Annotated in this window: 20 protein-coding genes; all 20 read right to left on the reverse strand. The window is 67.5% G+C overall.

Annotation, left to right across the window (positions count from 1 at the left end; all coding sequences use genetic code 11):
* Position 1: 1 nt before the first annotated feature.
* Positions 2–142: a hypothetical protein gene (locus RMP06_RS05015; RefSeq protein WP_310460674.1), complete on the reverse strand. Its 141-nt coding sequence runs from the start codon at positions 140–142 to the stop codon at positions 2–4.
* 266 nt (positions 143–408) lie between these two features.
* A complete protein-coding gene (locus RMP06_RS05020) occupies positions 409–534 on the reverse strand; it encodes a hypothetical protein (RefSeq protein WP_310460675.1) in 126 nt (41 codons plus the stop codon).
* A 265-nt stretch (positions 535–799) separates the two neighbouring features.
* Positions 800–1,723, reverse strand: a complete 924-nt coding sequence (locus RMP06_RS05025) for a sigma factor-like helix-turn-helix DNA-binding protein (protein ID WP_310460676.1) — start codon at positions 1,721–1,723, stop codon at positions 800–802.
* A gap of 146 nt (positions 1,724–1,869) precedes the next feature.
* Positions 1,870–2,151, reverse strand: a complete 282-nt coding sequence (locus tag RMP06_RS05030; RefSeq protein WP_310460677.1) for a hypothetical protein — start codon at positions 2,149–2,151, stop codon at positions 1,870–1,872.
* Positions 2,148–2,354 carry a hypothetical protein gene (locus tag RMP06_RS05035; protein ID WP_310460678.1) on the reverse strand — a complete coding sequence of 69 codons (207 nt, stop codon included), beginning with the start codon at positions 2,352–2,354 and terminating at the stop codon, positions 2,148–2,150. Before RMP06_RS05035 ends, RMP06_RS05030 begins: the two co-directional genes overlap by 4 nt.
* A complete protein-coding gene (locus RMP06_RS05040) occupies positions 2,351–2,824 on the reverse strand; it encodes a DUF5681 domain-containing protein (protein ID WP_310460679.1) in 474 nt (157 codons plus the stop codon). The genes RMP06_RS05035 and RMP06_RS05040 overlap by 4 nt, the downstream gene beginning before the upstream one ends.
* A gap of 82 nt (positions 2,825–2,906) precedes the next feature.
* Positions 2,907–4,085, reverse strand: a complete 1,179-nt coding sequence (locus RMP06_RS05045) for a baseplate J/gp47 family protein (protein ID WP_310460680.1) — start codon at positions 4,083–4,085, stop codon at positions 2,907–2,909.
* Positions 4,086–4,126: 41 nt separating this feature from the next.
* A complete protein-coding gene (locus RMP06_RS05050) occupies positions 4,127–4,543 on the reverse strand; it encodes a single-stranded DNA-binding protein (protein ID WP_310460681.1) in 417 nt (138 codons plus the stop codon).
* A gap of 309 nt (positions 4,544–4,852) precedes the next feature.
* Positions 4,853–6,460, reverse strand: a complete 1,608-nt coding sequence (locus tag RMP06_RS05055) for a YfjI family protein (RefSeq protein WP_310460682.1) — start codon at positions 6,458–6,460, stop codon at positions 4,853–4,855.
* The gene (locus RMP06_RS05060; protein ID WP_310460683.1) at positions 6,457–7,458 is read right to left on the reverse strand and encodes a DUF7146 domain-containing protein; all 1,002 of its coding nucleotides are present in this window, start codon (positions 7,456–7,458) and stop codon (positions 6,457–6,459) included. The genes RMP06_RS05055 and RMP06_RS05060 overlap by 4 nt, the downstream gene beginning before the upstream one ends.
* A gap of 100 nt (positions 7,459–7,558) precedes the next feature.
* Positions 7,559–7,891, reverse strand: coding sequence for a hypothetical protein (locus tag RMP06_RS05065; protein WP_310460684.1), 333 nt, complete (start codon positions 7,889–7,891; stop codon positions 7,559–7,561).
* Between the two features lie 167 nt (positions 7,892–8,058).
* Positions 8,059–8,277 carry a helix-turn-helix transcriptional regulator gene (locus RMP06_RS05070; protein ID WP_310460685.1) on the reverse strand — a complete coding sequence of 73 codons (219 nt, stop codon included), beginning with the start codon at positions 8,275–8,277 and terminating at the stop codon, positions 8,059–8,061.
* A 70-nt stretch (positions 8,278–8,347) separates the two neighbouring features.
* Positions 8,348–9,037, reverse strand: coding sequence for a hypothetical protein (locus RMP06_RS05075; RefSeq protein WP_310460686.1), 690 nt, complete (start codon positions 9,035–9,037; stop codon positions 8,348–8,350).
* Positions 9,037–10,275, reverse strand: a complete 1,239-nt coding sequence (locus RMP06_RS05080) for a tyrosine-type recombinase/integrase (protein WP_310460687.1) — start codon at positions 10,273–10,275, stop codon at positions 9,037–9,039. The genes RMP06_RS05075 and RMP06_RS05080 overlap by 1 nt, the downstream gene beginning before the upstream one ends.
* A 178-nt stretch (positions 10,276–10,453) precedes the next feature.
* Positions 10,454–11,857, reverse strand: coding sequence for a TolC family protein (locus tag RMP06_RS05085; RefSeq protein WP_310460688.1), 1,404 nt, complete (start codon positions 11,855–11,857; stop codon positions 10,454–10,456).
* Positions 11,858–11,864: 7 nt separating this feature from the next.
* Entirely contained in the window at positions 11,865–13,115 is a 1,251-nt protein-coding gene (locus RMP06_RS05090) for a beta-barrel domain-containing protein (protein ID WP_310460689.1), read from the reverse strand.
* Between the two features lie 11 nt (positions 13,116–13,126).
* On the reverse strand, positions 13,127–15,334 hold the full coding sequence (locus tag RMP06_RS05095) for a type I secretion system permease/ATPase (RefSeq protein ID WP_310460690.1): 2,208 nt from the start codon (positions 15,332–15,334) through the stop codon (positions 13,127–13,129).
* Complete coding sequence (locus RMP06_RS05100) at positions 15,331–16,449, reverse strand: hypothetical protein (RefSeq protein WP_310460691.1); 1,119 nt, start codon at positions 16,447–16,449, stop codon at positions 15,331–15,333. Before RMP06_RS05100 ends, RMP06_RS05095 begins: the two co-directional genes overlap by 4 nt.
* Before the next feature lie 31 nt (positions 16,450–16,480).
* Entirely contained in the window at positions 16,481–17,503 is a 1,023-nt protein-coding gene (locus RMP06_RS05105; RefSeq protein WP_310460692.1) for a UDP-glucuronic acid decarboxylase family protein, read from the reverse strand.
* A 79-nt stretch (positions 17,504–17,582) separates the two neighbouring features.
* The gene (locus RMP06_RS05110) at positions 17,583–18,410 is read right to left on the reverse strand and encodes a class I SAM-dependent methyltransferase (RefSeq protein ID WP_310460693.1); all 828 of its coding nucleotides are present in this window, start codon (positions 18,408–18,410) and stop codon (positions 17,583–17,585) included.
* Positions 18,411–18,420 lie beyond the last annotated feature (10 nt).

Genomic DNA, 18,420 nt, shown 5'->3' on the forward strand with positions numbered 1-18,420 from the left:
GTCAGAGGTTAGCGGCGTGGTCGGACTCTCGAACAGCCCGGCCAGCGCACGAGGCAATGGTCGGCGTGTCGATCCTCAGAACTGAGGAACGGTCGGCGCCGGACTCGATCAGCGCCAGCAGTTGCAACATCCGTTCGAACATGCAGCCGATCACCTTGGCGCCAGCAGATGCGACAGCCAGGCAGCGCCGGCCACGTCCGCCACCTCATGCCCAGCCACCAGCAGCGCGAAGGGGTGAGCGTTTCCCTCACCCTCGGGATCTGCGTTCAGTGCAGACCCTTGACCACAGGCACGCGGCAGACCATCGGGAACGTGGCGGGAAAGTTTCCGGCACGTCGCCGGGTATGCCCAGCACTCGACCAGCCAGGAACGACAAAGCCCGGACGCGGTCGTCATCGCTGGCGCGGGTCATCCCTCGCGCTTCGACCGATTGGACAGCGGCCCCATCCAGCCACCGAACGCGCCAGCCACTTTCGGCCAGGTGCTCGGGATGCTCCAGAACTGGATGATGTCCGGCATGGGGTGGCGCTTCACCACCTCACCCGATGGGGTGCAGATGCTGCACCTCGCACGCGCTGGCGGCCAGGGTGTCGTTCCGGGAAACGGAACCCCGGACGATCGCCAGGGATGAAGTACAGATCTGTGCAGCATGGCCGGCTCAACCCGTTGAAACCTTGAGGCTCAACAGCCCTCAACATCCGCCAGCACTACGAAACCGTCGTGGTGCCCGGGCTTCTGCGGGCAGGCCGTGAAAGGGGGTCGTGATCCGCGACCCCCTCGATGCAGCCCCCGTGTTGCGTCAGGGCGTGCCGACCAGGTTCTCAAGGATGGCGGGCGTCTCGCGGCGGTCCATGCGGTCCCCTCCGTCCTCAGCGAGATAGCGCAGCACGTCGATTGCCTCCGCCTTGGTGCGGGGCCGGATGTGCGCCAGCTCGCCGAACAGGAAGTCATCCCGGGCGTTCACCTCCACCTGTTGATCGGCGACATCGAACGGGCGGCGCAGCCGGCACAGGTCGTTCCAGTGGGCCAGTTCGAATAGGCAGTCATCCAGCGTGTGCGGCAGGTACTCGGGGCGGGCCTTGAACCTCGTGGCCGCTTCGGCAGGATCGAACCCGCCGTAGTGCGGCGCCTCGGTGTGCCACTTCAGGCCGTGACACGCCTCGATGCAGAACCGCTCGCCATCGGTATCGGCCAGCAGCGCCTCGGCAGTGCCGAACCGGGCCAGTGCTTCGGCTTTGGTGGCTGCACGCTCCGTGGCGCTCCGGGCGGCGCCTTCCAGGTCTGCAAAGCCCATCGATCCGAAGATGGCGGCCATGTCTCCCTGACGTGAGCGCAGCCACATCATGTAGGCCGTCTCCAAGTCCTTCGGCTTCGTCTTGACCCGCTTGACCGCTTCCAGTGCCTTGGCGATGTGGTCCGGGTGCTCGGTGGCGATGACAGCCCGTAGCCACAGCATCGCGTCAACGTCCTTGATGCCAGTCACAGCCTCTTGCGCCGGCAGTTCGGGCGCCACGACTACGGCAGTCCCTTCGCTGGTGGTGATCGGCGGCAACGACATCAGCGTGCGCAACGCCTCGTTGTTGCCCAGCTTGACGCCGGCACGCGACATCCACGTCTTCACGGTTCCAAGGGACACGCCCAGCTCTTCGGCAATCTGGCGCAGCGAGTGTGTGCGGCGCAGGGCAATGGCTCGGGCGACGGTGGCGGGATCAGTGGGCTTCATTGGCTACCTATGAAACATGGGGGTTTCATTGATGATAATTCATCTCGGCGCACTGGTGAAACAAGGGGGTTTCATTGCTGATCACCAGCACCGCCCGGACGTGAAAAGACCCGCCGATTGAGCGGGCCTCGGGGTCGTGCCGCCGGTCAGACGCTGCGGCTCAGGTCCGCCACCCAGCGCACGAACCCGGCCGGGTCGGGCTGCCCAGCCTGGGCGAGCTGGCGCAGCGTGTCATGGTCTGCACCGGTCGGCGTCCCATGCGCCAGCCGATCACCGAAGCTCTCGACATCGGTGTCGGGCGCGTGAGCCAGCAGGATCACCATGGACCGCTGCAACAGGGCCTTGTCTGCCGCGGGTAGCGCGCTTCCATGAGCGGCGTGTGCGGCCCGCTCCAGGGCTTGCAGTCTTCGGGCGATGCCGGCGTTCAAGAGGGGTCTCCCACGAGCATCATCCTGTACGCCTCTTCCGGCGTCATGTCCGGGCCATCCGGCCCCTTCAATCGTCGGCGCGGCATGGGCAAAGAGATCATTCGTCGGTACCGCTCTTCCCACGACAGGTGCGCTTCATCCTCTGGCGCGGGCGGCTTGGCGCCCTCAAGCGCGGCCAGCCGGCGTTTCATGGTCGCGTTCAAGCGCCGTCTCCCTGTTTTTCGAGTGCGGCAATCCGCGCCTCAAGGTCGGTCAGTTCGACCAGCCGCGCCAGGCTACTCAGGCACCCTAGCAACGCGCCGGCCTGGGTCGGCGTCAGGTCGCCCCGGCAAGCGGCCTGCATGACGGCCCGGCCTTGGTCTGCGAGCGTGGCATCGGGCGCCAGTTCAATCGGCTCGGCCAGGCGCTCACCGGGCTTGCCGTGAGCCCGTTCCAGGATGGCGAGTGCTGCGGCCAGCTTGGTGCGCTCTTGGTCGGCCGTGCTCATCAGTGCATGGACTGTCTCGAAGGCGTCCTCGCTGGCGTTGCGCGCCAACTCCTCAATCTTGCGGTCGGCCTCGCTGCGGCGCTTCCGACCGCCAGGATTGCCCGACTGACCCGGCTTCCATCGGCCTGATGTCGGCTTGCTGTCAGGGGCCTCGCCATCCGGCGGGTTGTTGGTGGCCTCGGTCATTGGATCCCCTTGGAAACGGCATCGATGACCAGCCAAGCCAGCAAGCACCCTGCAAGGAACGCGGTGAAGTCCTCGAAGGTGCTCATGCGATCACCGTGATGGTCACGTCAGCCGGGCTGCACGTCGGTTGCTCGCTGAAGGCCAGCACCAGGTCGGCCGTTCCGAGCGTGCCGGCACCCTTTGCCGACTGAAGGCTGACGACTTGGAACCTCTGCGCATCCGCTGCTCCGATCAGCAGCGCCGGCCCGTACAGCCGGGTGAATACGACATCCTCGCCGAACGGCAGGCCGTTGATGTGATCGGCCACAGCCTGCTTGATCGCGTTGACGGTCGCCGTGTTGTAGCCGGCCAATGCGCGCAGCGTGACGGCCACGCGGACAGGCGCAGGGGTCGGCGGGAAGTACCGGATGGTCGAACCGATGCCGGAATCACTGTAGAGCGTCTTTTCGATGGTGCCGTGGGTGTAGGTGCCTGGGGTCTTGCGCAGCATGATCGTCTGAGCGATCTGAGCCGTGTCGCCGCCCTTGACGATGCAGGCAATCGAGTGAGCGGGCAGGCCGTTCATGTCAGCCGTGCCCGTGTCGTTCTCCAGCACCTCCGCAGATGTGACGCCAGGAAGCGCCGACAGGGCGCCACGCAGGCCAGACAGAAGCGTGGTGGAAGGGATGGCAGTGGACAGCGCCTGACGACGGCGCAGGGCGGCATCTGTCTCGACGGCGGCCCCCGGTGTCGCTGCAGCGGTGTTGCTGACCGACTGCCAGCCGAGCGTAGGCGTCAGGATCGTGGTGATCGTTCCAATCGGCGCCGACACATCGCCCAGCTTACGGCACGTCGCGGTGACCGTGACCTCGCCAGCGGTCGGGATGACGACGGACGCCGGCAGATCCCATTTCAACCCTGCAATGTCCTGCACAATGCCGCTGCTGATTGTCGTGCCGGTCACGCCGACGATGCGGACCAGCGCCTGAGATGCAGCGGGTGTCTTGCGGGCCAGGCCGTTGATCTTGACGACGGACGACAAGCCAGCCCCCTGCGCGGTAGCGGGGCTGAATGCGTTGTAGACGGCCACGGCGGCGGCATTGGCGTCGCTGATCGCCAGGGCGAACACGCGCAGCAACTGGCCTTCTTTCGAGGACTCGCTGACATCGATGTCAGACCCGAAAATGCCGCGGTAGGCTTCTTCCAGGCTGGCGATGACTTCGGCGGGTGACGGTGCCGAGATTCCGGCGGGGGTGATCGTGGGGGCAGTGGTGATGTTCATGTTTCGGTCCTGTGTCGGGTGGGTGATGTAGTTGGCGCGGATCACGCCGGCCAGTCCTGCGAGCCGAAGCCCTCGGGGTCGTGCTGGCGCTGTTGATGGGGTTGGCGGGCCTGCGCGGGGCGTTCCTGCGGCTCGGGGTCGGCACCAGCACGACGGCGCTTCAGCCCGTACAGCGTCATGACCTGGGCGGCCACGAGGTCGAGACTCGGCCGGGCGTTGCCTTCGCGGTCGATCCATGCACCCGGCTTGAGCGTCCCGGCCAGGGCCAGCGCGTCGCCGGCCTCCAGCGCCAGCAGGGCAGATGCCGCCGACTCTGAGAACGCCACGACATTGACGAACAGGCTGTCAGCCTCTCCGGCAGCGGTGCGCACCTTCGCAGTGACGAACGGCTTCCCGCCCTTGCTGGTTCGCTCTTCGGCTCGCTGGTGCAGCTTGCCCGTGACGATGGCTTCAATCATTGCTGGGTTCCTCCCTGGGTGACTTCGGCGCGCGGGCGCCCTTGGGTGCGAAAGCGGGGCAGGTGCGACCGTGTCCGTTCAGCAGATCGCACCAGACGATGTGGAAGTGCCCAGCCACGCCAGCCGCGACAGGCTCAAGGCAGGTCCGGACCTTGGACATATGCGCGCAGGAGTCGCAGGACTGCGGGCGCTGCGGTTTTTGTGCCTCGGTGGGTACTGACGAAACTGACGAAACCCGGTTCTGTCGGTTTTGTCGGTTCGTGTAGGCGGGGCTCTGCGCACTTTCACGCGCGCGCTGCATCCACTTGCTCACGGCTTCACCTTCATGGCGCGGGGGTTGACGACGTAGCGAACGGTCGGACGGCCGCCGGCCTCGCCGGGTGGCTCTTCGATCTCGGCTAGGTGCGAGTGCTCAACCAGCAAACCCAGCGCGTTGTCCACCTGGGCGGGCGTGGACAGGCTTGACCAGCCCTTGCGCACCACGTCTCGCGCGGTGAACTGGTCGTTCAGCTTCCCGTCTGCGATGCGGCGGGCGAGCGTTGCTGCCACGTCCAGCCGCCCGACTTCCGCCAGTGCGTAGACGCGGCGGGCGTGGCCTTCCAGGTAGTCGGCCCATGCGCAGGCACGCAGCACACTGCTTGCCCGGATGTCACCGATGCCGCCGTCGGCAACGTGGAACACCAGCGACAGGGACGCAATCAGCCGCTCGAACTTCAGCAGGTGCTGACGCAGCAGCGGGTTTTGCTCGGCTGGCGCGCGGGTCAGATGCAGATCAGACGCGAACTCGACAAACAGGTCTTGCGCCTCATCGTCGAAGTTGAACGACGGGATGGCGTTGAAGTCATCGGCCGGCGTGGCGCCATCCATGACGGGATCGAACGATGCCAGCCGCTCGAAGATGCCTCGCACCTCGTCACGCACACCCGGCACGGGGCGGCGGTCTACCCACGTCCACGGTACGGCATCGGGGAAGGTCAGCAGTTGGAAGCGGGCCAGAAAGCCATCCTGTTCCATCGCAGCAGAGGCGCCCAGCATGTACCGGGACAGCGGGCCGGGTTGTATGCCGCCGAGCACCGACAGGTTGAACGGGCGGACCACGATAGAGCCACGGCCGATGCGGTCGATTGCCTTGGTGCCAGATCCGTTCCAGCCTTCCAGGAAGAACGACTTCGCCGAACGGCCTTGCTCGCCTTCCATCCCAGAAAGCCAGCCGGTCAGCTCATCGTTCACCACCATCACGCCAGCGCCCACCGGGTTCTTGGCGGCCAGGTCGCCCAGCTTCGCCTCGGTGCAGTCGCCGGTCTGGTGTCGGCGCTGCTTCGGCTCTTCGGGTGGCACCAGCGATTGAAGGTCAGCGATGGCGGCGCGCATCTTGATCTCATCGCCGTTGCCGCTCGCGGCCTTCTTCATGCTCTGCTTCACCGCAGCCTGCTGCGCCTCGAAAGCGGCCAGCTCTGCGGCGTAGACGCGCACAGCCTCTTCATGCTGCTCCGCTTCGCGCTTCTCCAGGATGCCGATGAACTTGGTAGCGGCAGACATGGCCGGCGTCTTCCGGCTGGAAGGGTCGCCGACGATGCCGCCGTACTGGTTCGCCGGGACAATCCACCCATCGTGGCGCTTCGGCTTCACTCCGCAGCGTGCTCCGATGGTGGCGCCGAGGCAGATCAGCAGCGGCACAGCGATGAAGTCGGGGGCCGCCGACATCCGATCGGCCTCATCCAGCACGTACTCGCCGAGAACACCCGGCAGCATGGCAGCGGCGTCGAAGGCAGGCACCGGGGGAAGCTCTGCTTCCAGCTTGCGGGGCTCCGGCCAGTGCTGGGCGGCGGGCGAGACAGGCGCGGGCGGCTCGATCACCTGGGCGGTGTCCAAGAGCGCACGCATGGCGTCACGTTCGATCGAGTGGTTTTCGGTCATGCAGCGGCTTTCAGTACGTCGTTCAGGTCGGCGCCGACAGCGGGCGCCATGAGAAGGGAGACACGGCACCCAGCAGCCGCCCAGCGCGTCGCGCACTCTTGAGCGGCGGCGATGCCGGCGGGGTCGTGGTCAGCGGCGATCACCAGCGCCTCGATACCGGGCAGCACGGGCAGCGCCTTGAGGTTGCCGGCGTCGATCAGGCTCCAGACCGGGGCGAACCCGTGCGCCAGCGACAGGCAGGACTCGATCCCCTCGCCGATGCCCAGCCCCGTGGTGACAGCCTCGTCAGGCCACAAGCGGATGCACCCGCCTTGCTTGCGATGCCCCCCGAGGGTCAGGCGGGCCGGGCCGGGCAGGTTCACCGGCTTGGTGCCGTCCGCACAGATCCATGTGCGGTGCAGGCCGATCGGCTCGCCGGTCACGATGTCGGTGACCAGCGCCACCAGCGCGGGGCCGCAGTAGTCGGGCTGTGCTGCGCGCTCTTCCGGCGTGTCGCCCAGCTTCGGATAAGGCAGCGCCGGGTGAAAGCGCAAGTCCCCGTCAGCGGGCGGGATGACGCAGCGGCGGGCCAGCAGGTACTCCGCACCGATGGTGCCGGCCGGCGGGCGGGACTCGCTCCAGATGCGGCGGCCGTATTCGCTCAGTGACTCATGCGTAGGGCGCACAGGCTCCACAGGGCGCGGTACTACTGGTGCAGGACGGGCAGCGCGCGGCGGCTCGCCGTCCTTGCGCGGCTTCCACCCAGCCTGACGCGCCAGGAAGAACCACGTCCCCGCCTTGACGGCACCCGGCTTGATGCTGCGAAGCGCGGCACGTGTCGCCCGCTCGCCGCCGTAGTTCGGCGCGCAGGCAGACAGGCCGATCAGCTCGTCATCGGTGAGGCCAGCATCCCGGCCGGCGGCCAGGGCTCGCACCCAATCGTCACGGGTGCCATCCATCGGCACAAACTGGCCGGCGTCGAAGGCATCGGCGGCGGTGTACTCGCGGCGCGGTGTCATGCTGCGGCCCTAAGTGCCACGGTGCAAGCCGGGATGCAGACAGGCGCCAGGATGGCAGCCACAGCCAGCAGCCGCGTGGCGTGGTCGATCAGGCGGCGGCTCATGCGCTTCCCTTCAGCAGTTCGCGCGCCTTGGTCCGGTCGGTAGGGCTCAAACGGTAGAAGCCGGGGCGACAGGTGCGGCCGTCACGGTCAACGAGGGTTTCCCGCTCGCACGGCAGATCGAAGCCCTTTCCACGCAGCGAGAAGACAATGCCGGGAAAGTTGCTGCATCCCGCAATGCGGTCCAACTCTTCGCGAGACAGCAGGCCACGGTTCAGAAGGGCGCCCAGCGCACGCAGATGGCGCGGGCTCTTCATGGTGGAGACGGGGTTGATTTCGGCCTCTGCGGCGCCCTTCAGGCAATGCAGCGGCTCAACACTTGACGTGTTCATGCTGGTTTCCTTGGGTGTCTAGGCGCCGATGTGGCTGGCGTCCACGTGCTTGACGTGGCATTGATCGGTGGTCAGATGCATGTGAAAATGCTCCGGTTCAGGCTTCACGGTTGAACACGGCTCGCCAGTCCCGGCCAGGACTGAGCGGGCCTTCTCTTTTGCGGTGGTCATTGAGCGCCACCAGCCAGGGCACGGCGCAGGTCGCCCACGTTCCACACGGTAGTGCCACCGATCTTGTGCGGGGCCGGGATCAGGCCAGCACGGGCACGGCGCCACACGGTCGGGACGGAGATGCCAAACAACGCGGCCACCGTGCCGACACGGGTCTTGGCGGTGTCGGGGGCATCGTTGAAGCTCTTCAGGTCAGGGACGGCGGTCTGTGCCATTGGGTCGATCCTTCTTGCGATGTGGTGATTCAATGCAGTAAGGCTATCGATCGACCCATGAGCCAGCCGGCTAATCCGTTGTAGATTCGCGGCCGGCCTCTCGCCACCAGCCGGCCATCGTGCCGCGCGCAGTGATCGCTCCAGCGGGAGTGGTCTCGGGATATGTCACTTGGTCACACAAGACATTCCACCGGTCAGGCAGTCCTCTGCGCTTGGCCGCCGTGAAGCTCACGTCCGCAATGCTTCCGACCTCGGCCGCATCAATGAAGGCGTCAAGCGTCCCTCCAGATACACGAAACAGCCTCATCGCCTCGACAACCTCAGACTTGTTTGACGGCTGCTTCTTGGGGCGTTTGCGCTTCGCCGCATCCTTCTGTCGCCGCGAGATCGCCAGCCGTAGCGCGTCGAGAGGGGCAGCAACGACTTCGCAAGCCCTGTCCATCGCAGCCTTATCAGCGCCGAACGCTTCGTCACTGGTCCAGTCCTGAATCGCGGCGATGAGCGCGGCCTGAGCCGCAGTGATGGCATCCATCTTCGCTGCCAAGCGGGCGTTATGCCCCGCCCAGAACTCGGCGTTGCGCCGGTTGATCTCGGCGTCACGCTCGCTCATCGGTTCGCCTTGGTTCCGGGGTTTCGTCGGTTTTGTCAGTGCCTCAGCGGGGGCGTTTCGCTGAATTTCGGTGCTCGAAGGGGCTTGCATGGGGGTTTCGTCGGTTTTGTCGGTACTGTTCGGCAGGCGTTTTTGAAAAGCGTCGCTCATCACGCGGCCCTCGCCGACCCGATGCCGATCACCTCGCCGGTCGTCGTCCGGGCGCACCAGTCGGACCAATCAGCCATGAGTCGAACCCGCTTGTCGAGCATGTCGCCGCGGCGGTAGGCGGCTTCCACCTTGTTCTTGACGACGTGCGCCAGCGCCAGCTCCACAGCGTCACCGGGGTATGCCGTGGCCTCTGCGGCCCAATCCCGGAACGTGGAGCGGAACCCGTGTTGCGTGAAAGGCAATTCCATGCGCGCCAGGATCGCGCCCAGCGTCGCGTCAGACAGCTCGCACTTCTTCACTGACGACGGGAACACCAGGTCATTACCGACGATGCGCGGCAGGCTCTTCAGCAGAGACAGCGCGGCAGGCGACAGGGGCACGCGGTGGTCACGGTCCATCTTCATGCGATCAGCCGGGATGCACCACAGGGCAGCGTCCAGGTTGATCTCGCTCCAGGTGGCGCCCCTCACCTCCCCAGACCGGGCGGCGGTCAGGATGGCGAACTCCAGGCAGCGGGCACCGACGCCCTCAGCGGCCCTCAGACGGGGCATGAACTGGCCGATCTCGCGCCAGGGCATCGCGGCGTGGTGCTTGACCTTGCTGACCTTGGACTTCTCGGGAAGCAGCGTGTCAAGGTGTCCACGCCACCGAGCCGGGTTCAAGCCTTCGCGCTGGCCTCGGGTGGTCGCCCAGTCGAGAACCGACTCGATCCGGCCACGCAGACGGGATGCCGTCTCTGTCTTGTCCATCCAGATCGGTTCAAGGACGGCCAGAACGTGCGGCGTCTCGACATGGCGCACCAGCATGGCGCCGATCACCGGGCCGGCGTAGGTCGCCAGGGTGTTCTCCCACTGTTGGCGGTGCTTGGGGTTCTTCCAGGCTGGTGCGTGCGCGGTGATGTACGCGGCGGCACACTGCTCGAAGGTCAGGCCAGCAGTCTGAGCGGCGCGCAGGGCAGATGCCACGGCCAGCCGCTTCTCAATCGGATCAACACCCTGTTCGATCTCGGCGCGCATGACACGGGCCTTGGCGTGAGCATCGGCCAGCGGTACATCGGGATACCCGCCCAGACCCATCTCGCGGCGCTTGGTGCCGACCACGACACGCAGCACCCATGCACGGGTTCCAGTGGGCGACACCTTCAGACCGAGACCGGCCACAGTGCCGACAGCGTGCCAGCCGGTCGCCGTCAGGCGCTTGACCTCTACGGCCGTCAGATCCTTGGCTCTCTTCGGCATGTCCACCTTCCAATCCACCATAAGCGGTGAGATTGGATGATATGCCGCGATCTAGCGTGATTCAATGATTACGGGATTTCTCAAGCGTGACAGGCACTTACGGATACGGTTTGATCCGGTCTGATCCCCCAAAATGGCGGTCACCGCTTCCGCCAGCCACACACCCGCCGGATGCCGCTCAGCGCATGCCCGGTGGTGCCAGTTCAGGCACCAGCCACGGCAACAACCCCGCCCCCGCACTGCGCAACTGCGCCACCGCCGACCAGGCGTCGTGCTGCGCATTGACCTCGGCCAGCCGCAACTGGACATGCTCGGACTCGGCGGACATCAGGTCGAACAGCGAACGCCGGCCCAGCCGCGCCCACTGCTCGTAGGTTGCCGCGCGGACCAGTTCGCTGTCCTTGAGCACCTCGACGATCTGCACGGCCCGCGTGCGTGCGCTGCTGGCGGCATCGTGCAGCGTGGTGACCGTGCGCATGCGCTCCTCGACCAGGGCGTCTTCCTGGCGCCGCGCGGCGAGCGCACGCTCGGCCGCGGCATTGCTGCCGGCAGTGGCGGCGCCGCCGTCCGCCAGCGTGAGGTTCAAGGTCAGGCCGGCATTCCAGTTGGCCGTGTCGACATGGGCGTAACGCGACTGGCTCGCGCCCACCTGCCAGCGCACCTGCGGTGCAGTTTCGGCACGGCTGGCGCGGGCGTAAGCGTCCATCGCCTCGGCTTGCAGGCGCAACTGGCGCACATCCGGGCTGGCCGCGATTTCGTCGACCACCTGCGCCAGCGGCGGCAGTTCCTGCAGCGGTTGGCCCGCGTCGGACCACGGCAGGATGGCCAGCCCGCCGACGAGCTGCTGCAACCGCGTGTCCGCCTGGCGCCGCGCCGTGAGCGCATCCTCGCGGGCGAGCTGCGCCTGGCGCAAGCCCTTGCGGGCCTGGACGAGTTCGCTGCTGCGGCCCCGGTCCAACTCGACCACCTGCTCCATCATGCGGACCAGGCAGGCCATCTTGCCGACGTAGCGGTCGTGCACCACCAGCTGCACGGTGTAGCGGTTGCGCTCCAGCGCGGTGACCACGGCGTCGCGCACCACCCGCTCGCGGACCGAGCCAACGCTGACCTCGCCGGCATCCGCCATCCGCTGCCGGTAGCGGACCAGCTCGCCAAGCCGCCCGCCGTCGTACAGCGGCGCGGACACGCTGAGCGCCAGACTGCCGGTGCGGGACTCGCGGCGGGTGTCGCCGTCGTAAGCGGACTGGTTCAACCCCAGTCCGCTGCTCAGGCCGACCGCAGGTTTGGCCGCCGCCGCCGTCTGGTCCAGATCAAAGCGCGCCGCGCGGCTGCCGTGCTGCGCCCCACGAACGTCCGCGCTCTGTGCGAGGGCCTCGCGCGCCAGCGTGGCGAGCTGGTTCAGCGCATCATCAGGTGCGGCAGCCGCCTCGGCGGACACGGGAAGCCGGACCGGCGGCGGATCCTCGCAACCCGGTGCAGCCTGGGCACCCCCGGCGAACAGCACAGACAGCACAGACAGCGCAGCCAGTGCAGCCAGTGCAGCGCGCAGCGCGTGGGGTGCGGAAAACGGAGTGGTCGACATGGAATCCTCACCGCTCACGGAAGGCCTCGCGCCCCTTGAGCATCGGGGACACCAGAAACTCCAGCACGCTGCGCTCCCCGGTGCGGATCTCGACTGAGGCCGTCATGCCGGGCAACACCGCCAGCGGATGGCCAGTCGCCGTGTGCAGGCGCGTCGCATCGGCCCGGATGCGGGCCTTGTAATACGTGGTGTCCTGTGTCGCGCCGGGACGGTCCTCGCCGAGCGCATCCGGGCTGATGACCTCGATCGTGCCTTCCAGACCGCCGTAGGTATAGAAGTCGTAGGTGCTCAGCTTGACCGTGACCGGCAAGCCAGCATGCACGAAGCCAATGTCCGCGGGCGCGATGCGGGCCTCGACCAGCACCCGTTCGCCCTGCGGCACGATTTCCATGATCGGCGCCCCCGCCCCGACGACACCGCCGACCGTCGTCATGCGCACGTTCTTGACGATGCCGCGCACGGGGGATTTCAGCGTCGTGCGCTGCACTGCGTCGACCTTGGCGACCTGCTGTGGCGCGATCTGGGCGAGTTCACCGTTCACGCGCACCAGATCGGTGGCGGCCTCCTGGCGGAACCGGTTCAGGCGCTCCTGCACCTGCATCAGCAGATCATTGCGCTGGCGGTCCAGCCGCATGACCTCGACGTCGGACATCAGGCCGCGCTCGGCCATCTGGCGCGCAGTGGCGAGTTCCTGCTCCAGCAACACGATGTTGCTGCGGCTGGCCGACACGGAGTCTTCCAGTACGCGACGGCGGGCCTGCAGCGCGTCCGACTCGGCAGCGACGATCGCCGCACCGGTAGCACCGGCCGCGCGCAATTCGGCTGGCACGTTCAGCGCGCGCCCGTTGGCCTCGGCGGACAGGCGGGCCGCCGTGCCCAGCAAGGCGAACTGGCGGGCGCGGCCTTCATTCTGCTGCGCGGCGACGCGGGTCGGATCGAGCTGGACCAGATCGGCGCCAACCTCGACCAGATCGCCCTCGCGCACCAGCACCGCCCGCAGCAGGCCACCCTCCAGACTGGCGATGACCTGCTCCTGGCCGTCCGGCACGACCTTGCCCTGGGCGCGCGTGATGACGTCCACCGGCGACAGCGCCGCCCAGACGCCCGCCGACACCACGATCAGGCACAGCAAGTAGATGGCCCACAGCGCGTGTGGCGTGGGCTCGACCAGACTCGCCTGGCGGGTGCCCGAGAGAAACTGCTCGTCCCCCCGCACGAAGCGCCCGGCGGACGGCGAAAGAACGGGGCTGGATTTCATCGGAATCTCGCTCAAACCGGCGCCACGTCGGACGCTGCCGGGGCCGAAGCTGGTTCGGGTGTGGCCACGGCGGGCCTCTGCCCGGACAGTGCCTGCAGCACGCTGGCTTTCGGGCCATCGGCCAGCACGCGCCCGGCCTCGACCACGACGATGCGGTCCACCAGCTCCAGCATCGCCGGCCGATGGGTCACCACCACCAGCGTGCGCCGGCCGAGCAGGCGCTTGAGGTGCTGCACGAACTGCTGTTCGGTCTGTGCATCCATCGAACTGGTCGGCTCGTCCATCAGCAGGATCAGCGGGCGTGTCACCAGACAGCGCGCCAGCGCCACCAGCTGCCGCTGACCGCCCGAGAGCATCGCCCCGCCCTCGCCCACCGGCATGTCCAACCCCTGGGGATGGGCCGCGGCGATGCGGTCCAGCCCGGTCAGGTGCAGCACATCGGCGAGCGCCTCGGGGCTGGCGCTGTCGCGGCCGAGCAGGATGTTGTCGCGCAAGGAACCGCGGAAGAGCCGCGGCTCCTGCTCGACGAAGCCGACGCGGGCACGGTAGTCGGCCGGGTCGATCTGGCGCAGGTCGATGCCATCGACTTCCGCTGCACCCTGCGTCGGCTGGTACAAGCCGGCCAGCAGGCGCAGCGCGGTGGACTTGCCGCTGCCGATCTTGCCGAGAATCGCCACGCGCTCGCCGGCGCGGATGTGCAGGTCCATGGCCTTGAGCACCAGATGGGCTGCCTGCTGGCCATAGGCGAAGCTCGCCTCGCGCAGCCCGAGCGCGCCCTGGATCTGTGGCGACGCCAGGTAACGCCGGCCGGGTTCGCGGTCGCTGGGCAGCGCCATCATCTGGTCGAGCATCTGCAAGGCCGCCCGCGCACCCTGGTAGCGCGAGGCCAGCGCCACCACGCTGCCCAGCGGCGCCACGGTCCGGCCGGCGAACATCACCGCCGAGATCAGCGCACCGCCCGTGAGCTGGCCGTCGCGGATCAGGTGCACGCCCCAGACCAGCATCACCACGGTGACGAACTGCTGCGACACCATCGTCACGTTGCTGACCCAGCTCGACAGCGTGCGCGCCCGCAGCGAGGCCTGCGCCGCCGCCGCGTTCGCCTGTTCGTACTGGCGCTGGAAATGGCCCTGCGCCCCGCAGGCGCGGATGGTCTCGATGCCCTCGACCGTCTCGACCAGCAGGCCCTGCATGTCGGCAAACTGGCGCTGCTGCGCCGTCATCGAGCGGCGCAGCCACTGCTGCACCCCCACCGTCAGCAGCAGGATCAGCGGCACCGCCACCACCAGCACCATCGCCAGCGGCCCTGCCATCAGCCAGGTCACGCCGATGAAGAGCAGCACGAAGGGCAGATCGCTGAGCGCCGACATCGTCGCCGAGGTCGAGAACTCGCGCACCACTTCGAGCTGCGCCATGTGGTGCGCAAACGAGCCGGACGAGTCGGGGCGGTGCTCCAGACGGATCGACAGCGACTGGCGGAAGAGCTTGGCACCCAGCGCCAGATCGGCCTTGCGGCCGGCGTGGTCGATCAGGTGGCTGCGCAACTGGCGCGCCGCGAGGTCGAAGGCCACGGCAATCGTCGCTCCAATGGCCAGCGCCCACAGCGTCGTCATCGCCTGGTGCGGAATCACGCGGTCGTAGACCACCGAGGTGAACAAGCCAGTGAACAGCATCAGCACATTGCTGAGCATCGCTGCCAGCATCGCACCGCGGTAGTACGGCACATAGCGGCGCAACGTCTGCCAGAGCCAGTGGCCCGCCTCCGGGCTTTGGCCGGCCAGACCCGACGCACCTTCACCGTCCGGACCGCCAGCCAGCGCCGGCATGGCGATCAGCACCTGCCCGCTGCACTGCGCCTGCATCTCGGCAGCATCCAGCCAGCGCTCCACCGGCTGGGTACCATCGGCCGTTGGCAGCAGGATGCGGAAGTGCAATCCGGTGGCGCGCTCTTCGCGGTCGACCAGCATGCAGGCCTGACCGTCCTGCAGCAGCAGGATCACCGGCAGCAGCAGGCTCAGCACCTGTGCCGGATCGCGCCGCACCAGCGAGGTCTGGAAGCCGGCCTCGCGCAGCACCTGCTGCACGGTCTCGGTGGTCAACGGCGACACCAGCCCGAGCGGCGACAGCAGCGAGGCGCGGCTGCGCTCGATGCCGTGGTGCCGGCACAGCCAGAGGGCGGCCGACAGCAGCGTGTCGTCCGCCGCAGCGATCTCGGTCATGCAAGAAATCCGAACTGTCGGCGCACCGCGTCGAGCATCTGCGCGATCTTCTGGTCGCCATGGTGGTGGTCGAGCGCGTAGCGGTGGCGCGCGACGAGCTGGTCCGCACCGCCCTGGTCGAACAGCGCGTTGGCCTGCGCCACCACGGCCTGCGGCGCGATGACATCGTGCGGGCCGTAGAAGACGATGTGGCGCGGGTCGATGTCGCGCACCGGTGCGAGGTGGCGCAGCGCGTCCGGCACGATCGGAATGCCGCCCGAGATCAGCGCATCGAAGATGCGGATCGGCACGTCGTTGAGCACCGGCACGATCCAGTGTGCCTTGTGCGCGGTCCACTCGGCCAGGCGCTCGGCGGACGTGCGGACGTGGAAGCTGCGGTCGCTGAAGCCGACCGAGGGGAAATGCTGGCCCAGCGTCGTCACCACCCGGTTGCGGAAGGCGAACGGCGCATAGGGAATGTGCATGCCCAGCGGAAGATCCGAGCGCCCGGTCTGCAGCATCTGCGGCAGCTGCTGCGCCAGGAAGGGCCGTGGCCATTGCACCGAACCGCAGTAGACCGGGCCGGCGATGGTCGCGTTGTAGCGGCTCAGCAGGTAGAGGTGTTCGTGGTGCGCGGGCGCGTAGACGTCGCTGTGCGTGGCCAGCAGCGTGCTCAGGTCGAGCCAGTGGTGGTTGTCCCAGTCCCAGGCGGCGAAGACCGTGTGCTCACAGCGGCTGAAGAGTTCGGCGAAGGCCGGGCCACCGCTGTCCAACCCCACATCGTTGTTGTTGACGATCACCACCGCGTCGCGCAGGTGGGCCACGCGGGCATCACGGGTAGCGGCGTCGGCGGGCTGGAAATAGCCCTTGGGCAGGAACTCGACGGTGCAGTCCGGGCGCTGGTGCTCGAAGCCGCTCAGGTTGGCCGAGATCAGCAACCGCTCGATGCGCCGGCCGCCGAAATGCGCCTGCAACTGGCGGGTGCGCACCTGCTTGGCGGCGGCCAGGTGGAACAGCGCGTCGCTCTGGGCGTGGGCCATCAGCTCGGTGCTGTGGCGGGCGGGCAGGCCGCGGTCAGGCAGACCCAGGAAACGCTCGCTGATCTGGAGGGAGGCCGAGAGGGATGGCTGGGTCATGCGCGCACCTGCGAATCGGTTCGGGAAAGAGTCAGGCCGCGAGGGCCTCGGCCGGCGTCGGCATGGCGGACGGCTGCAGCCCGTGTGGCAACGGCCCGCTGCTGGCCGTGAGCAGGCGCTCGAAGTAGTCGATGGTGCGGGCCAGGCCCTGCTCCAGCTGCACGCGCGGCGCCCAGCCCAGCACCTCGCGGGCCTTGGTGATGTCGGGGCAGCGCTGCATCGGGTCATCCTGCGGCAGCGGGCGGAACACCAGCGGCGAGGCCGAGCCCGTCAGCCGCACGATGGTCTCGGCCAGTTGGCGGATCGTCACCTCGATCGGATTGCCGACGTTGACCGGGCCGGTCACGCTGTCGGGCGTGCCCATGAGCCGCAGCGCGCCGTCGATCAGGTCATCGACGTAGCAGAAGGAGCGCGTCTGCAAGCCCTCGCCGTAGAGCGTGATCGGCTGGCCCTGCAGCGCCTGCACGATGAAGTTGGAGACGACACGGCCGTCGTTCGGGTGCATGCGCGGGCCGTAGGTGTTGAAGATGCGCAGCACCTTGATGCGCAGCTGGTGCTGGCGGTGGTAATTGAAGAACAGCGTCTCGGCGCAGCGCTTGCCCTCGTCGTAGCAGGAGCGGATGCCGTTGGGGTTGACATGGCCCCAGTAGTCCTCGCGCTGCGGGTGGACCTGCGGGTCGCCGTAGACCTCGCTGGTGGACGCCTGCAGGATCCTGGCCTTCACCCGCTTGGCCAGGCCGAGCATGTTGATGGCGCCGTGCACGCTGGTCTTGGTCGTCTGCACCGGGTCGTGCTGGTAGTGCACGGGCGAGGCCGGACAGGCGAAGTTGTAGATCTCGTCCACCTCGACGAACAGCGGAAAGGTCACGTCGTGGCGCATCAGCTCGAAGCGCGGGTGGCCGATCAGGTGCTCGACATTGCGGCGCGTGCCGGTGAAGAAATTGTCCGCACAGATCACCTCGTGACCGCGGGCCAGCAACTGCTCGCACAGGTGGGAGCCAAGAAAGCCGGCGCCACCGGTGACCAGGCTGACGGTTCGATCGTGGATGCTCATGGGACAGGTCCGTTCGTGTCAGCCCATGGTGCCGCAGCCCCTGCCCGGACACCGGTCCGAGCAACACGGGTTTTGCAGGTCAAATCTCCGGGGCGCGGCTGCCGCGGTTCATCGCCTGAAAACAGGAAATACCCACCGAGGAGCGGTGCACCGACGGCACGGCCGTGCGCCGCAGCAGCGCAGGATCCTTGAAAAACACCGACGTGCAGTTCTTGTAGAGGTAAGAAGGAATCAAACCCCAGAAATCGATGCGGTAGTAACCCTGGTCGATCAGGAACTGCTGGCCGGCGTCGAATTCCTGCCCGTCGGCGTTATCGAACACGATGAGGCCGCCAGGCTTGAGTTTGTCCGGCGCGGCGCGGGCGCAGTCGTTGCGGCTGGACCCGTCGATCACGATCACGTCGAATGCAGCGTCGGGATAGGCGCGGATGGCATCGAAGTAATCCGCGCCCTGCTTGAACAGCGACGCGCTGTTCGGCCGGACCTGCTTGACCACCTCGGCGTGCCAGGCCGCGTCGTCCTCGACCGACACGACATGCGCCGTGCGCGCTGCCCACCAGAGCGTGGAATTGCCGGAACCCCACTCGAACACGGTCCACTCGGGCCGCACGACGCCATCCAGGAAGTCGATCGCCGGGTAGGTGAACCACGGAATCGGCGCGTCCTGCGCATTGAGCGGGCGGCCCTTGCGCACCGAGTTCAACAGGCCCGAAGTGACCACGCCGTTGGTGTCGGGCGGCAGCAGCGCCGAGATCTCGTCCCAGGGCGTGGCCTGGAACAGCAGGTGCGCGCTGAGCACGCGGATGTCGCGCAACTCGGCGCCCCCGGTGGCCAGACTTTCGCGCACGAGCCGCGCAGCATTGACAATATCTCCACGGGCGGCCAGCGCCAGAATATCGTTTTTCATGGTCGAATTC

The sequence above is a fragment of the Sphaerotilus sp. genome (assembly GCF_031429695.1).
GTDB lineage: Bacteria > Pseudomonadota > Gammaproteobacteria > Burkholderiales > Burkholderiaceae_C > Sphaerotilus.

Bases quoted from the DNA above. Each gene is read 5' to 3' on its own strand.
- RMP06_RS05015 (WP_310460674.1), bottom strand. From the start codon at position 142: ATGTTCGAACGGATGTTGCAACTGCTGGCGCTGATCGAGTCCGGCGCC.
- RMP06_RS05025 (WP_310460676.1), bottom strand. From the start codon at position 1,723: ATGAAGCCCACTGATCCCGCCACCGTCGCCCGAGCCATTGCCCTGCGC.
- RMP06_RS05040 (WP_310460679.1), bottom strand. From the start codon at position 2,824: ATGACCGAGGCCACCAACAACCCGCCGGATGGCGAGGCCCCTGACAGC.
- RMP06_RS05045 (WP_310460680.1), bottom strand. From the start codon at position 4,085: ATGAACATCACCACTGCCCCCACGATCACCCCCGCCGGAATCTCGGCA.
- RMP06_RS05050 (WP_310460681.1), bottom strand. From the start codon at position 4,543: ATGATTGAAGCCATCGTCACGGGCAAGCTGCACCAGCGAGCCGAAGAG.
- RMP06_RS05055 (WP_310460682.1), bottom strand. From the start codon at position 6,460: ATGACCGAAAACCACTCGATCGAACGTGACGCCATGCGTGCGCTCTTG.
- RMP06_RS05060 (WP_310460683.1), bottom strand. From the start codon at position 7,458: ATGACACCGCGCCGCGAGTACACCGCCGCCGATGCCTTCGACGCCGGC.
- RMP06_RS05065 (WP_310460684.1), bottom strand. From the start codon at position 7,891: ATGAACACGTCAAGTGTTGAGCCGCTGCATTGCCTGAAGGGCGCCGCA.
- RMP06_RS05070 (WP_310460685.1), bottom strand. From the start codon at position 8,277: ATGGCACAGACCGCCGTCCCTGACCTGAAGAGCTTCAACGATGCCCCC.
- RMP06_RS05075 (WP_310460686.1), bottom strand. From the start codon at position 9,037: ATGAGCGACGCTTTTCAAAAACGCCTGCCGAACAGTACCGACAAAACC.
- RMP06_RS05080 (WP_310460687.1), bottom strand. From the start codon at position 10,275: ATGCCGAAGAGAGCCAAGGATCTGACGGCCGTAGAGGTCAAGCGCCTG.
- RMP06_RS05085 (WP_310460688.1), bottom strand. From the start codon at position 11,857: ATGTCGACCACTCCGTTTTCCGCACCCCACGCGCTGCGCGCTGCACTG.
- RMP06_RS05090 (WP_310460689.1), bottom strand. From the start codon at position 13,115: ATGAAATCCAGCCCCGTTCTTTCGCCGTCCGCCGGGCGCTTCGTGCGG.
- RMP06_RS05095 (WP_310460690.1), bottom strand. From the start codon at position 15,334: ATGACCGAGATCGCTGCGGCGGACGACACGCTGCTGTCGGCCGCCCTC.
- RMP06_RS05100 (WP_310460691.1), bottom strand. From the start codon at position 16,449: ATGACCCAGCCATCCCTCTCGGCCTCCCTCCAGATCAGCGAGCGTTTC.
- RMP06_RS05105 (WP_310460692.1), bottom strand. From the start codon at position 17,503: ATGAGCATCCACGATCGAACCGTCAGCCTGGTCACCGGTGGCGCCGGC.
- RMP06_RS05110 (WP_310460693.1), bottom strand. From the start codon at position 18,410: ATGAAAAACGATATTCTGGCGCTGGCCGCCCGTGGAGATATTGTCAAT.